This window comes from Methanobrevibacter sp. (assembly GCF_017431965.1).
In the GTDB taxonomy this organism is placed as follows: domain Archaea; phylum Methanobacteriota; class Methanobacteria; order Methanobacteriales; family Methanobacteriaceae; genus Methanocatella.
In genome coordinates, this window is the sequence record NZ_JAFRKB010000039.1 from 1 (window position 1) to 15,249 (window position 15,249).

A 15,249-nucleotide genomic window follows, 5' to 3' on the forward strand; every position below is an offset into this window, starting at 1 on the left:
ATGGCCTAGTGAGTTAGTTGATGTCACTGTTGTAAAAGTATCTAATGGTACACTTGACGGCAATGTTTGGTCTATTGATATAATCGAAAGTGGAGACATGTCATATTTAATTATTAATACTACTGTCAATGCTTCAAATGTCAATATTACTAATGTTGCTAATGTGACTTCTGATACTTATGACCCTGATTTGACTAATAATGAGGATAATAGTACTGTTGAGGTTCCTCCTGAGGCTGACTTGACTGTTCTTAAGGTTGCTAATGTGACTGAGGCTCATGTTGGTGATCTAGTTGAATGGGCTATTATTGTTATTAATATGGGTCCTGATGCTGCTGAGAATGTCACAGTCACTGATGTTGTTCCTTCAGAGTTAGTTGATGTTGTTGTTGTAAGTATTGATAATGGTACATTTGACGGTAATGTTTGGTCTATTGATAGGATTGAAAATCGCGGTAGTTTAATGTTAGTTATTAACACTACTGTTGCTAAGTCTGATGTCAATATTACTAATGTTGCTAATGTTACTTCTGATACTTATGATCCTGATTTGACTAATAATGTGGATAATGATACTGTTGTTATCCCTCCTGAGGCTGATTTAGAGGTTATTAAAGGTGTACTTAATTTAACTGCTCATAATGGTGAAATTGTGGACTGGTTTATTATGGTTAGGAATTATGGTCCTGATGCTGCTGTTAATGTAGTTCTTGAGGATCTTTTACCTGCTGAATTGATTTACAATGACACTGTAAGAATTACTGTTGGCAATTTGTCTGCTGACGGTAGGATTTGGACTATTGGCAATATGGCTGTTGATCAAGCCGGTATTTTGGTTATCAGAACTATTGTTAATACTACTAATATGTCTGTTATTAATGCGGTTAATGTTTCCAGTGAGACTTTTGATCCTGAATTGAGGAATAACAATGATTCTGATGTTGTTATTGTTCCTCCTGAAGCTGATGTTGGTGTTGTTAAAATTGCTTTAAATAGAACTGCTCATAAAGGTGATGCTGTGACCTGGCTGATTATTGTTTATAATAATGGTCCTGATGCTGCTGAGAATGTGGTTGTCACTGATGTGTTGCCTGGTGAGTTGGTTGATGTTAGTGTTGTAAATGTTGATGAGGGTACATTTGATGGTAATGTTTGGTCTATTGATAGAATTGAAAGTGGTGTTGCTTTAGGTTTAGTCATTAGTACTGTTGTTAATGCTACTGATGTCAATATTACCAATCCTGTTAATGTGACTTCTGATACTTATGATCCGAATATGGCTAACAATAAGAACAATGATACTGTTGTTGTTCCTCCTGAAGCCGATTTGGAAGTAATTAAAACAAATGATTGTGATGGAATTTGTCACAATGGAGATACTGTTACTTGGACAATTACAGTTGTCAACAATGGGCCTGATGACGCTGTAAATGCAATTGCAAGTGACGTTTTACCTGCTGGTCTGATTTATGTTTCTGATGACTCTAACGGAGCATATGACCCTGAAACAGGTATTTGGAAAATGGGCAATCTCTCCATTGGCGCATCCGCACAATTGAATATTGTAAGCTTAGTGAACGCTTCAAACGTTACAATCGTTAATGATGTGGTTGTCTCTTCAGATACCTACGATCCAAAAGAAGAGAATAATCAAGATAATAGTTCCCTACCTGTCGACCCTGAGGCAGATTTAGAGATTATTAAATTAGTTTCTGATAATGCTACCCGTAGGGGCGACAAAATCACTTGGACCATTATTGTTACTAACAATGGTGGTGATACTGCTGTAAATACAGTTGTTATCGATAAACTAGTTAATGGGTTAGTTTATATTTCAGATGATTCAAAAGGAGCTTATGATCCTGATTCCGGCATTTGGAAAGTGGGAGATCTTGCTTGCGGACAATCTGCAACTTTAAATATTGTAACCTTGGTCAATACTACTAATGCTACAATACAAAACATAGCAAATATTACTTCTGATACATATGATCCTAACGAAACTAACAATAAATGCAATAATTCAACTACCGTTTCTCCTATAGCTGATTTGCTCATTACTGTAGAACCAAACGTTCGCAAAATGAGTGTTGGAGATAAAGTTACATTCACTGTAACTGTGGCTAATCGGGGACCTGATTCCGCACTTAACAGTCGTGCATTTATTAAATTGCCATCAGGATTAAAGCTTTTAGGTTTTGAACCATTAAATGGAACTTATGATTCAGATAATGCAATTTGGGACATGGGAGATTTAAATATTGGCGATGAAGTAACCCTTTTACTTTACACCCAAACATTAGTAAGCGGCAAACTTGTTGTAGATGTATACACCGAATGTGATTCAGGTGAAAGCAGTTATTCTAACAACAATGACACTACTGACATAATCGTTGAGACAAATGATACTCAAGATGAACCTCCTGCAGATGTTCAAGAACCTACAGCAATGTATGCTACAGGTAATCCGTTTGCAATGATGCTTTTAGCATTGTTCGCAATTGTTTGTATCGACATTAGAAGAAGAATTTAAACACGTTATGGGAAATTAATTTTTCCCATATTTTTTTATTTTTTTGCTCAATTTTTTACTTCAATTTAATTAAAATTTCGGCTGATTATTTTATTAAATTTTTATTAATATATTATTTTTATTAAAGCAATTTTTCAATAAATCAATTTTATAACCTGCTTTTTCTAAAATCAATCGGGCAATCTAATGCACTCACTGAATTTTATCATTTTCAACAAATTTCAAATATTATAAAAGTTATTAATGAAATATATAATAATGATTCGATTAAATTGTGTGATTAAATGAAAAGTGATAATGTTAAAAAAGGAATTCAAAGAGCTCCTCACAGGTCTCTTTTAAGGGCTTGTGGTCTTGATGATGAAGACTTTAAAAAACCATTCATTGGAATTGCAAACAGTTTCACAGACATTGTGCCCGGCCATATCCATTTAAAAGAGCTTGTTGAGTTTGTAAAGGAAGGAATTATTGCTGCTGGTGGAATACCATTTGAATTTGATACCATGGCGGTTTGTGATGGTATCAGCATGAACCACGAAGGAATGAAATATTCCCTTCCTTCAAGAGAAATTATTGCCGCAACCGTTGAAAGCATGACAAAGGGACATGCATTCGATGGATTGGTTTTAATTCCAAGCTGTGATAAGGTGGTTCCTGGAATGATTATGGGTGCGGCAAGGGTGAATGTCCCATCCATTGTAGTCACCGGCGGGCCAATGCAATCAGGCGAATATAAAGGAAAACCTGCCGATTTGATTACAGTTTTTGAAGCGGTCGGTGCTTATTCAGCCGGCAAAATGACTGAAGAGGAAGTCAATGAACTTGAAAGATGTGCCTGTCCTGGAGCGGGGAGCTGTTCAGGATTGTTTACAGCAAATACAATGGCATGCATTACTGAAACATTCGGATTGTCACTTCCAACATGTGCAACTACTCATGCAAGAACTGAAGAAAACAACAATATTGCATTCGAATCAGGAAAGCAAATTGTAAGCCTTGTTGAAGATGATATCAAACCGTCAGATATCTTAACTCAGGAAGCCTTCAACAATGCAATAGCTGTTGACATGGCGTTAGGAGGTTCATCCAATACCGCGCTTCATATTCCTGCCATTGCCAGTGAGGTTGAAGGAATAAAGGTTGATTTGGAGTTATTCGATGAAATTTCAAGAAATGTTCCTCACATTGCATTAATCTCCCCTGCAGGTGAAGATTCAATGATGGATTTGCATTTGGCGGGCGGTATTCAGGCGGTATTGAAGACATTGGGAGATAAAATCGATACAAAACAGTTGACAGTTACCGGAAAAACCATTGAAGAGAACCTTGAAAACTTTGAAAACAAAAACACTGATGTTATTCATACATTGGACAATCCTGTACATGAAGATGGCGGAATTGCCATATTGAAAGGTAATTTGGCACCTAATGGCAGTGTAGTTAAAAAAGGTGCTGTTGCAGATCACTTGATGCATCTTAAAGGTCCTGCTAAAGTTTATAATTCTGAAGAGGATGTTACAAAAGCAATATTTAACCATGAGATTGAAGAAGGAGACATCGTTGTAATCAGGTATGAGGGTCCTAAAGGAGGTCCTGGAATGAGAGAAATGCTGAATCCTACTTCAGCCCTTGCAGGAATGAACATCAAGGATGTAGGATTAATAACTGATGGAAGGTTCTCCGGTGGAACAAGGGGTCCTTGTATCGGACACGTATCTCCAGAAGCAAGGGAAGACGGACCGATTGCGGCTATTCAGAATGGCGATATAATTGAAATTGACATTAACAACAGATTAATCCATGTGGAATTAAGCGATGAAGAAATAGCACAAAGATTAAAGGATGTAAAGCATCCTGAAAGTGATGTGGATGGATGGCTTGCCATATATCAAAAGTTGGTTCATTCTGCCGATACCGGAGCCATTATGAGGTAGTTAAAATGGAAATTTTAAATTATTCTGAAATTGACCTGGCCCAAACCATTAAGAGATCAGAAGAGGATGTAAACAAGGTTCTGGACATTGTATCCGATATTTTAGATAACGTTAAAAACAATAAGGATAAGGCAATTCGTGAATATACAGAAAAATTTGATCAGGTTACAATAGAAAATTTGAAAGTATCCAAAGATGAAATCGATGAGGCTTATGAGACATTGGATGATTCCTTGCTTGTTGCTTTAAAGCAAGCTGCATCAAACATTGAGAAATTTCATAAGATGCAAATTCCATCAGAATGGGAAATAGAAGTGAATCCTGGAGTTGTTGCAGGACAGATTGTAAGGCCTATCAATTCTGCCGGCTGTTATATACCTGGAGGAAGAGCGGCTTATCCTTCATCAATTCTAATGACTGTAATCCCGGCTAAAATTGCAGGTGTTAAAAAGGTAGTCTGTGTAACACCTCCTCAAAAGGATGGTAAAATTTTGGATGCTATCTTGGTAGCGGCCGATATTGCAGGAGCTGACGAAATCTATAAAGTCGGTGGTGCACAGGCAATTGCAGGACTTGCATATGGGACAGAATCAATACCTCGTGTAGAGAAAATTGTTGGTCCTGGAAACATTTTCGTTACAGCTGCAAAGAAATTGGTCTATGGTCAAGTAGACATTGAGTTTCCTGCAGGCCCTTCTGAAGTTTTAATATTGGCCGATGAAACTGCAAATCCAGAATTTTTAGCAACTGATATTTTAGCTCAGGCGGAGCATGATCCTAATGCATCATGCTTTTTGGTAACTGATTCAAAAGATTTGGCCAATAAAACCAATGAATTTGTTGCTAAATTGACTGAAGAGGCTCCAAGGCGAGAGATTATAGAGGAATCATTATCAAAAAGTGGAAAAATCATTATCACTGACACTTTAAAAGAAGCGATTCATGTTACAAATGAATATGCTCCAGAGCATTTAATCATATCCACTAAAGATGATGATGAAACATTATCACACATTAATAATGCGGGTTCAATATTTTTAGGTGCATACTCACCGGTTGCTGCAGGCGATTACGGATCTGGAACCAATCATGTTCTGCCTACAGGCGGTGGAGCAAAGATGTATTCAGGATTGTCCACTGAAGCATTCATCAAAAAGCCTACTGTTCAGAGATTATCAAAAGACGGTCTTAATGAGCTTTCAAAAACTTCAGTTCCTATTGCTGAATATGAAGGATTCTTTGCACATGCAAATTCTTTCAAAACAAGATTAAGGGATGATTAGAATGGATTTTGAGCGGGTTGACATGAGAGAAATCACTGAAGAGGAAATGACTGATGCTTTGAAGATGGCAGAGATAGTTTTCAAGCTTAATCATACAATGCCAAATACAGAAGAGTATAATGCTTTATTAAAAGAGTTATTTGGTGAAAATTTGGGCGAAAACAGTCAGGTCATGGCGCCTATTGCAGGAGCAGCATTTGATAGAATCAAAATTGGCAGCAACGTTTTTATCAATTCTAATTCTCTTTTGATGGCTCGTGGCGGAATTACAATCGAAGATGATGTAATGCTTGCCGCCAATGTCCAGCTGCTTTCCAATAATCATGATGAATATGACAGGCAGGTTTTAACCTGTAAACCAATTCATATTAAAAAGGGGGCCTGGATTGGTGCGGGCGCTTCAATTCTTCCAGGTGTTACCCTCGGTAAATATTCAATTGTTGGCGCAGGGGCCATTGTAACTAAGGATGTAGGTGACTATGAGGTTGCAGTTGGAATTCCTGCAAAGGTTGTAAAAACCTTGGATAAGGATAAGTTTGAAGATTAAATTTATCTTTTTTTATATTTTTTATTTAATTTCTAATTTTTTTGTTTTGATAAGTGAGGATATCTTCCCAGGTTTTTAATTTTGGATTGTTTAATTTAATTAGTATTTGTTTTAGTTTTTCATCAGAATCGGGGTATTTTTCAATTTTATCTCTTTGTAAATACACAAAATTTGATGGTTTTTTATTGTTTATCATTGTCTATACTCTCTTTTTGTTAATTTTATTTTTTTATTTATACTTAAAAAGTTTATTAAAACATTAATAATTTGTTTAATTTTAATCATAGAGTAAATTATCGTTTTTTTAATATTTAAGTTGGTTAGTTATTTTTAAAGTCAATTTAACTGTTATAAATCATTTTTTTATATTAAAATAAATTTTTAACTCTGAAACAATTAGAATTTACATACTTTTATTAAAGATTAAAACTAAACTAAAACTATAATGAAAATTTATCATTATTATTTTTATTTTTATAACCGAGGTGAATAATTTGCAAGGTTTATTAAATGATTGGAGAAGAACTAATTATGCTAATCAATGCACTCCTGAAATAGCAGGCAGTGATGTTACCATCATGGGATGGGTTCACGAAATCCGTGATTTCGGTGGAATAATGTTCGTTATCATCCGTGATGTAACAGGCAGAGTTCAAATCACAGCTCCAAGTAAAAAAGTAGGCGAAGAAATATTAGAACAATTAAGAGAATTTAGAAAGGAATCTGTTGTAGCAATTAAAGGTCTAGCGCAAGAAGCTCCAAAAGCTCCTAACGGCGTTGAAATTTTACCTAAAGAAGTTAAAGTATTAAACTTGGCTAACCAGCCTTTACCGATGGATCCAACTGAAAAAGTTAAAGCAGGAATTGACACCAGATTAGATTCAAGATTCTTGGACATCAGAAAAGAAAACGTTTCTGCAATTTTCAAAATCAAAGGACAAATGTTCCATACTATAAGAGATTTCTTCTATGATAATGGATTTTATGAAATCAACACTCCTAAACTCGTAGCATCAGCTACCGAAGGAGGAACAGAATTATTCCCGATCACTTACTTTGAAAAGGAAGCATTTCTAGGTCAATCCCCTCAACTGTATAAGCAAATGATGATGGGAGCAGGTATGGATAAGGTATTTGAAATTGGTCAAATCTTCAGAGCAGAAGAGCATGATACCTTAAGACACTTGAATGAAGCCGTTTCCATTGATGCTGAAGTTTCATTTGCAGATGATGAAGAGGTAATGAAAATATTAAATGACATGCTCATCAATGTTTTAAAGGATATCAACGAAAACTGTGCAGACGAATTGGAAATATTAGGTCATGAATTGGAAGTTCCAGCCGGTGATTTCCCGGTTGTAACCTATGATGAAGCGGTAGACATCGTAAACTCCAAAGATGTTGAAATGGAATGGGGAGAAGACTTGTCCCGTGAAGCTGAAAAGGCGTTAGGCGACACCATGGGAGGATTCTATTTCTTAACCAGATGGCCGTCAGCTATCAAACCGTTCTATGTAATGCCTGTTGATGGTGAAGAGCAATACTCTCATGCATTTGATTTAATGTATAACAATTTAGAGTTATCTTCAGGTGCTACCCGTGTACACCAATATGATCTTTTGGTAAAACAAATCGAAGAAAGAGGATTAAACCCTGCTGGATTTGGAAGCTATCTTAAGGCATTTGAATATGGTATGCCTCCTCACGCAGGTTGGGGTCTGGGTGCTGATAGGTTGACTATGGTACTTACCGGTGCTGAAAACATCCGTGAATGTGTACTCTTCCCAAGGGACAGACACAGATTAACCCCTTAATTTCTTTTATTTTTTTTTAAGATAATATGAAAGAATATGATATAGCTGTTATTGGTGGAGGTCCTGCTGGGATGATGGCTGCAATAGCTGCCGGCAAGACTTCTAAAGTCATATTGCTTGAGAAAAATTCATCGTTGGGAAATAAGCTATTGCTTACCGGCGGTGGAAGATGCAATATAACCAACAACAAACCAATAAAAAAGCTATTGAATTCTTTTGATGATAAAAATTTTTTAAAACACTCTTTTTATACATTAACCAATGAAAAATTACTGTCGCTATTTGAAGATAAAGGCCTAACTTTCATTGAAGAGGATGACAATAGAATTTTTCCCGAAACGGAAAGATCTTCGGATATCTTAAACATTTTAAAGGATTATCTTGATGATGTAACTATAAGGTATAATTGTCAAGTAAAATCTATTGTAGATAATTTTGTGATAAATGATGAAATTAAGGCAAGCAAAGTCATAATGGCTACTGGTGGTATAACTTACCCGCAAACCGGATGCAGCCCGGATAACTATTTTTTAACTTCCCAGCCGATAACTGACATTAAATACGGTCTGGTTCCATTAATTACCAAAAAAGACCTGTCTGATATTGCCGGTGTAACATTATATGATGTTATTATAAGTTATAATAAGATTAAAATAAAAGGAAATGTTCTGATTTCCCATGTTGGCCTGACCGGTCCCGGAATCATAAACCTCAGCAATGAGATTTCAAAAGATGTAATCTATAATGTTCTTGAAGATGAAAATGTTGAACTGAGTGAAAGGATAGCTATTGACTTATGTCCTGATTTTAATAGGGAAGACCTGAAAGAGAAGTTCACTACAGATTTTCAAAATAAGGGAAAAACAATGATAAAAAATTATTTGAAACTTTTTTTGACAAATAGGTTCATCGATTTCTTTTTGGATGAAATTGCTTTGGATGGTGAAACTCAGCTTTCAAGAATCGATAAGAAAAGTAAAAACAGATTGATTGAAAATTTGAAAAGCTTTAATTTTGAAATAACAGGTTTCAATAATGAATTGTCTAAAGTGACAGTCGGAGGTGTGGATTTGAAAAATATCAACCCCAAAACAATGGAATCCACTTTAATTCCGAACCTGTATTTCGCTGGAGAGATATTAAACCTCCACGGACCGACCGGCGGTTATAATTTAAAGATTGCTTTTTCAACAGGATATCTGGCAGGACTATCCGCAAGCAAGGATTAAATTATATTTTCATGTTTTTGATGCGATTATTATGCCGTCCACACCTTGAGGGGGCAATTCTAATCTCAGATTCAGTGTTTTAAGCAGTGCTTCCATTCCTCTTCTTTTACTTTTAATGTTTTGATAGGTGGATTCAGGTATGAATATTAATCCTCCAACCTTGACTTTAGTGAAGACTTCTAAAAATATTCTTGCAATCTCATCCTCTTTTATTTCAACAAGGCTCTTGTTTAAATTGACTACAACACAATCATATTTTCCTTGAATGCCCTCAAGTTCACCTAAATTGACTTGTACATGAGCATCGTCTAGTTTCTGATCTGTTACAAGAAGTGTAGTTCCATAGTTTTCAATTTTAGACATTAATGATTTTGTTTCGCTTATGCATTCAGTTTCATCTATTTCTATTTTATCTATACTTTTTTCACTTAAAACCAAATCAAATGCCATTTTTTCAACTTTACGTAAAAATTCAATGTCTTTGGTTAATTCAAAATAATCTTCATTTACCAGATAAATGATTCCGGAGCTAGACTCCAGATCTTCAGTTTTGATGAATTCCTTTGTATCGAATGTATCATCTAAAGCTGTTTTATAATGGCTTTTTAATTTGATGCTTATGTTTCTCAACGGTGCGGAATCGGCCAGCAAATTCTTTGGAGTTATTAATAATTTAAGAGCACCATGTGCATATAACCTATATCTCTTTTTCTTCTCTTCATGGAAGCGTTCAGGTTTTAAATATGAGTCCAGGACACTGTCTGTTTCGTGTTGGCCTGAAATTCTGTCAAGATAATCTGCATCCATATGACATCCGCTCGGACGGCAGTTGACTTCTATTAATACAGGACCGTCATCATCTATCATGTATTCCCCATGCACAGGACCGTATCTTATTCCTATTGCATCAGCTACCTTGTATGCATATTCCACCATTTCTGCTTCACCAAGATTTAACTCATTCACGGTTTCTATGGTGTCGTAAATCATTCCTCCCTCTGCTGTTTTTACTTTGCGGTATTTCCAAATCAAAGTCACGCGATGATTTCCGTCACATGATACGGTATTTACAAAATATTCCTCACCGTTAATGCGCTCCTGGACTAATAGTTCTGAAAGTCTGTTTCCATACAGATTGGTTTTTGTTGATAATTCTTTTATTGAATTAATCATTTCCTCTTTATTTAAACATATGCGCACGCCTGCTGAACCGGCACTGTAGATGGGCTTCACGACAACTTCATTGAGATTTTCTTCATCATAGAATTTCACAGCTTCTTCCACGGAGGTTATTACTTGCCCCCTTATATGTCTGAGGTTATGCTTGGCTAATCTATTGTGCATTTCATGCTTTAGTGTCATTGCATCAAGGTTTTCTATAGGATTGCACAATAAATCTAAATCATTCGCCAATTTTGTTGCAAGAATAACGCCCTGTTCTGTGCCTGGAATAACTAAAAGAGGTTCGTAGCCTTTAATGATTTCAAGAGTTTTTTCATATGTGTCCTCTTCGTGAATCCATTCAAAATCGTGTTCAATCGATTCGATTTCTTCTTCCACCATTTTTTTAAATTCCTTCCCTTCCTCAGTTGATTCGTCAATTGTTGACTGGAGTACAATGGGATTATAGCCACGGCTTATTACATCCTGCACATAGTTATATCCGGTTGATACTGGGTCTACTATAACAATATTTCTCATAAAATCGCCTTCCGAATAACTATTATATGTTTTTTTATTAAAATTTTTTTCTCTTGAAAGTCTGAAATAATTTGATTTTTAATAAAATATTTAAAACATTTTTTAACATATAATTATATTATGACAGACAAAATGTTCATGGGCGCATCAACTAAACAAGGTTTGGATATTGCTAATAAAAGTAGAGAAATTATTCGTGGCCTTATTGGTGATGATGTCAAAGATTTAAATCCTGCTGAAAGGGATATTGTAGAAAGGATTGTTCACTCAACAGCAGATCCCGAGTATGCAAAACTTGTACATATGAGTTCAGACTTTGTAGATGTGGCTATGGCTTCTCTTAGAAATAAAGAAACTATTTTAACCGATATCAATATGGTTAAATATGGTATCACTAGCTATGATGGAGAAGTTGAATGTTATATCAAGAATGAAGAGGTTAAAAAAATAGCTAAAGAGCATCAAATTACAAGGGCTGCTGCAGCTATGCGTTATGCTGCTCAAAACGGGTTTGAAGGAATAGTTGTAAGCGGTAATGCTCCAACAGCTGTTTTTGAAGCTATGGATTTATACCAAAAAGGTGAGATGAATCTTAAAGCTATTGTAGGAGTTCCTGTAGGTTTTGTAGGCGCTGCAGATTCAAAAGAGGCTTTAAGGAATTCCGATATTCCAAATATTATTGTGGAAGGTCCTAAAGGAGGAACACCTATTGCCGTAGCTTGTGTAAATTCATTAATTCAACATTTATAGGTGATTAAATGTATTCAGAAGAATTGTTCAATGAATCTAAAAATTATTTTCCTGGTGGAGTAAACTCTCCTGTTCGTGCTTTTAAACCTTATCCATTTTTCGTTGAAAGGGCGGGAGGATGTAAAATAGTCGATGTTGATAAAAATTCATATATTGATTATTGTCTTGCATATGGACCTTTGATTTTAGGTCATGCAGACCCAAAAGTTGTAAGGGAAGTGTCCGCTCAGCTAGCTGTTGGAAGCGCTTATGGGGCTCCAACCGAAAATGAAATCAAACTTGCTAAAGAAGTTGTTGATAGGATTCCTTCTGCTGAAATGGTAAGATTTGCAAATAGTGGAACTGAAGCTACCATGAGCGCTATACGTGTAGCTCGTGGATTCACAGGTAGAGATAAGATTATTAAATTTGAAGGAGCTTATCACGGTGCTCATGACTATGTATTGGTTAAAGGCGGTTCTGGAGCCGCATGTTTACCTGATTCTGCGGGAATTCCAGTTGATACCACTAAAAATACTTTGTCTGTCCCATTTAATGATGAAGAAGCATTAACAGAGTTAATTGAAAAGGAAGGAGAAAACATTGCCTGTCTTATAATGGAAGTTGTTATGGGCAATGTTGGATGCATTGAACCTAAACCGGGATTTTTGGAATTTGTAAGAAAAATTACCGAAGAAAATGGAATTGTTCTTATTTTTGATGAGGTCATCACCGGTTTTAGAGCTTCCCGCGGTGGGGCTCAGGAATATTATGGGGTAACTCCTGACTTGACAACACTTGGTAAGATTGTTGGTGGAGGTCTTCCAATGGGTGCTTTCTGTGGAAAAAGAGAAATAATGGAGTTAATTGCACCTAGTGGCCCGGTTTATCAGGCAGGTACTTTTTCAGGAAATCCGATATCAGTTCAAGCAGGAATTTCCACTTTAACTCAACTAGATGATGCATTTTATAAGAATTTAAAAAATAAAGGCGATTTTTTAAGAAGCAATATAGCATCCATCATTGATGAGGAACAATACAATATTCAACCTGTGGGAATCGCGTCAATGTTTCAGATATATTTCAATCCTGCAGAAGTTTATAATTACACTGATGCCAAAGCCAGTGATTCTGACAGGTTTTTAAGATACTTTAGAGCATTATTGAAAGAAGGCGTTTTCATACCTCCAAGTCAGTTTGAATGTAATTTTATTTCAAAAGCACACACTATGGAAGATATTCAAAATACTGTTGAAGCTATTGAAATCGCTTTAGAGGTCGCTTTTAAAAAAAATAAATAAGGTGTTTTCGTGACAGATTGGAAAGAGATAGCAACATATGCAGTTATTCTAGTAATTGTTTTAATTGCTGCACAGCATTTGAATGTAGTTGTTTCAGGAAGTATGGAACCTGCATTTTACAGAGGAGATATTGTTTTAGTTGAAAAAGCCGATTTCCTCGGAATTCATGAATTTGATGTAAACGATATCCAAAAAGGCGATGTTGTTGTTTATGATGCAAAATGGTTTAATCAACCAGTAATTCATAGAGTGATAAATATTGCACAAATTAACGGAACTGTAGTTTATGAAATTAAGGGAGATAATAATAATGCTTCGGACCCATACTTTGTTACACGAGACCAAATCCAATCAAAAGTTGTAACATTTGGGGATAATTTAGTTGTAATTCCAAAAATCGGTTATCTTTCCCTTTGGTTAAGAGGTTTATAATTATTAAGGTGAGTTAATGTATTTTGAGATTGAAAAACAGGCTATTGAAGCTATTAACAAGGCATTAGATCAATATGATGTAGAAGTAGATAGGAATTTTAAGTTAGAGTTTCCACCAAATCCAGATTTAGGAGACCTGGCCAGTACTATTGCATTTTCTTTAACTAAAAAATTAAGAACTTCTCCTCCGGAAGTTGCAGCAGATTTGGTTGAAAAAATAGAAGTTCCGGAAATTTTTTCCAAAGTTCAAAACTTCGGACCTTACGTTAATTTCTTCATTGATTATTCCAAATTTTCAAAATTGCTTTTAGATAAGGTGGATGACAATTACGGTCAGCTTCCACAATACGGTGAAAAGATTGTTTTGGAACATACTTCCGCAAACCCTAATGGGCCGCTTCATATCGGACACATCAGAAACTCAATTTTTGGAGATTCTCTTGCAAGATTGTTGAAATTAGCTGGTAGAGATGTAGTTACCCAATATTATGTTAATGATATGGGAAGACAGATAGCTATTATCGTATGCGGTATAACCGAATGCGGCTTGAACATCGACGATTATGAAGGAGACAAGATAGACCACAAGATTGGAAAATTATACTTTGATGCGAATAAGGCAGTTGAAGAGGATGAGGCATTGAATGCCAAAGTCGATGAATTGATTCAAAAGTATGAGGAAGGCTCTGATGAGGAACTAAATAAAGTCTTTGAAGATGTCGTTTCAAAATGTATTTCTGGAATGAAGGAATCTCTTCAAAGAATTAACATTAAACATGATGACTTTGTATGGGAAGGCCAATTTGTAAGAAATGGCGATGTTGACGATTTAGTTCACTACATCCAAAGGGAAGGATTTACCCGTGAAGATGAAGTGTTATACATCGATTTAACAGACTTTAACATTGAAAAAGAGTTTGTTTTAAGAAGGTCAAATGGAACTTCACTTTATTCAACAAGGGATTTGGCCTATCACAAGTACAAAGCCACTTTGGGAGATACTGTACTTGACATTTTAGGTTCAGACCATAAATTGGCAGCCAAACAGATCAAGGTTATTTTTGAAGAAATATTAAGGCAAAAAGCTCCTGAAGTAATATTTTATGAATTCATCACTCTTCCTGAAGGGTCAATGTCTACAAGAAGGGGTAAATTCGTATCTGTCGATGAATTGATTGATGAAGCAGTATTGAGGGCACATGATGAAATAAAATCAAGAAATCCTGATTTATCTGAAGAGGAAATTGCTCCAATGGCTGAAGAAATAGGTATAGGGGCTGTAAGATTCTTCATTGCTAAGTTATCACCTGAAAAACACTTGACATTCAAATGGGATGAGGCATTGAGCTTTGAGAGAGGCTGCGCTTCAATCCAATATGCACATGCAAGAGCATGTAAATTGCTTGCCAAATCAGGCAAGGACATTAGCTCATTAACTGTCAGTGATGATTGGGTTCCCGATGAAGCTGAACAGGATTTGGTAAGACAAATTGCTAAATTCCCACAGGTTGTTGAAGATTGTGCCAATAAAAAGAGAGTTCACAATATTACACAATACTCACAGGATTTAGCCAGTTCATTCAATAAGTTCTACAAATCAGAACAGGTTATTGGTTCTGATGTTGAAGATACAAGACTTATTTTAGTTGATAGAGCTAAAACAACCATTAAAAACGCTTTGGATATTTTAGGTGTTAGCGCACCTGAAAAAATGTAGATGAGTAAGTTTAACTCATCTTTAATTTC

The 15,249-nt window shown here is 35.7% G+C and carries 11 protein-coding genes; 10 read left to right on the top strand and 1 reads right to left on the bottom strand.

Features of this window, described 5'->3' with window-relative positions; genetic code table 11:
* From IJI93_RS05340 to IJI93_RS05365, 6 genes are all read left to right on the top strand, one after another.
* A partial coding sequence (locus IJI93_RS05340) for a DUF11 domain-containing protein (RefSeq protein WP_292820976.1) occupies positions 1-2,533 on the top strand: 2,533 nt, incomplete at its 5' end.
* Between the two features lie 284 nt (positions 2,534-2,817).
* Positions 2,818-4,467 (top strand): dihydroxy-acid dehydratase, encoded by a 1,650-nt coding sequence (gene ilvD / locus IJI93_RS05345; protein ID WP_292820978.1) that lies wholly within the window; start codon positions 2,818-2,820, stop codon positions 4,465-4,467.
* 5 nt (positions 4,468-4,472) lie between these two features.
* Positions 4,473-5,750, top strand: a complete 1,278-nt coding sequence (gene hisD / locus IJI93_RS05350; protein WP_292820980.1) for a histidinol dehydrogenase — start codon at positions 4,473-4,475, stop codon at positions 5,748-5,750.
* Position 5,751: 1 nt separating this feature from the next.
* On the top strand, positions 5,752-6,297 hold the full coding sequence (locus IJI93_RS05355) for a DapH/DapD/GlmU-related protein (protein WP_292820982.1): 546 nt from the start codon (positions 5,752-5,754) through the stop codon (positions 6,295-6,297).
* Positions 6,298-6,791: 494 nt separating this feature from the next.
* Complete coding sequence (aspS, locus tag IJI93_RS05360) at positions 6,792-8,111, top strand: aspartate--tRNA(Asn) ligase (protein ID WP_292820984.1); 1,320 nt, start codon at positions 6,792-6,794, stop codon at positions 8,109-8,111.
* A gap of 26 nt (positions 8,112-8,137) precedes the next feature.
* Entirely contained in the window at positions 8,138-9,340 is a 1,203-nt protein-coding gene (locus IJI93_RS05365) for an aminoacetone oxidase family FAD-binding enzyme (RefSeq protein ID WP_292820986.1), read from the top strand.
* 9 nt (positions 9,341-9,349) lie between these two features.
* On the opposite strand, the gene IJI93_RS05370 is transcribed toward IJI93_RS05365, so the two are convergent.
* Complete coding sequence (locus IJI93_RS05370) at positions 9,350-11,041, bottom strand: ATP-grasp domain-containing protein (protein ID WP_292820988.1); 1,692 nt, start codon at positions 11,039-11,041, stop codon at positions 9,350-9,352.
* Between the two features lie 120 nt (positions 11,042-11,161).
* Here IJI93_RS05370 and IJI93_RS05375 point away from each other — a divergent pair, with 120 nt between their 5' ends.
* From IJI93_RS05375 to argS, 4 genes are read left to right on the top strand one after another with little or no spacing between them, the layout of a single operon-like run.
* Complete coding sequence (locus IJI93_RS05375; RefSeq protein ID WP_292820990.1) at positions 11,162-11,791, top strand: cobalt-precorrin-8 methylmutase; 630 nt, start codon at positions 11,162-11,164, stop codon at positions 11,789-11,791.
* Positions 11,792-11,799: 8 nt separating this feature from the next.
* On the top strand, positions 11,800-13,071 hold the full coding sequence (gene hemL, locus IJI93_RS05380; protein WP_292820992.1) for a glutamate-1-semialdehyde 2,1-aminomutase: 1,272 nt from the start codon (positions 11,800-11,802) through the stop codon (positions 13,069-13,071).
* Positions 13,072-13,080: 9 nt separating this feature from the next.
* A complete protein-coding gene (locus tag IJI93_RS05385) occupies positions 13,081-13,503 on the top strand; it encodes a signal peptidase I (RefSeq protein ID WP_292820994.1) in 423 nt (140 codons plus the stop codon).
* Between the two features lie 16 nt (positions 13,504-13,519).
* Positions 13,520-15,220, top strand: coding sequence for an arginine--tRNA ligase (gene argS, locus IJI93_RS05390; RefSeq protein ID WP_292820996.1), 1,701 nt, complete (start codon positions 13,520-13,522; stop codon positions 15,218-15,220).
* The last annotated feature ends 29 nt before the right edge of the window (positions 15,221-15,249 follow it).

What these genes read in the sequence shown, in the direction of transcription:
- IJI93_RS05375 (WP_292820990.1), top strand. Translation starts at nt 11,162, where the DNA reads ATGACAGACAAAATGTTCATGGGCGCATCAACTAAACAAGGTTTGGAT.
- hisD (WP_292820980.1), top strand. Translation starts at nt 4,473, where the DNA reads ATGGAAATTTTAAATTATTCTGAAATTGACCTGGCCCAAACCATTAAG.
- argS (WP_292820996.1), top strand. Translation starts at nt 13,520, where the DNA reads ATGTATTTTGAGATTGAAAAACAGGCTATTGAAGCTATTAACAAGGCA.
- IJI93_RS05370 (WP_292820988.1), bottom strand. Translation starts at nt 11,041, where the DNA reads ATGAGAAATATTGTTATAGTAGACCCAGTATCAACCGGATATAACTAT.
- hemL (WP_292820992.1), top strand. Translation starts at nt 11,800, where the DNA reads ATGTATTCAGAAGAATTGTTCAATGAATCTAAAAATTATTTTCCTGGT.
- ilvD (WP_292820978.1), top strand. Translation starts at nt 2,818, where the DNA reads ATGAAAAGTGATAATGTTAAAAAAGGAATTCAAAGAGCTCCTCACAGG.
- IJI93_RS05365 (WP_292820986.1), top strand. Translation starts at nt 8,138, where the DNA reads ATGAAAGAATATGATATAGCTGTTATTGGTGGAGGTCCTGCTGGGATG.
- IJI93_RS05355 (WP_292820982.1), top strand. Translation starts at nt 5,752, where the DNA reads ATGGATTTTGAGCGGGTTGACATGAGAGAAATCACTGAAGAGGAAATG.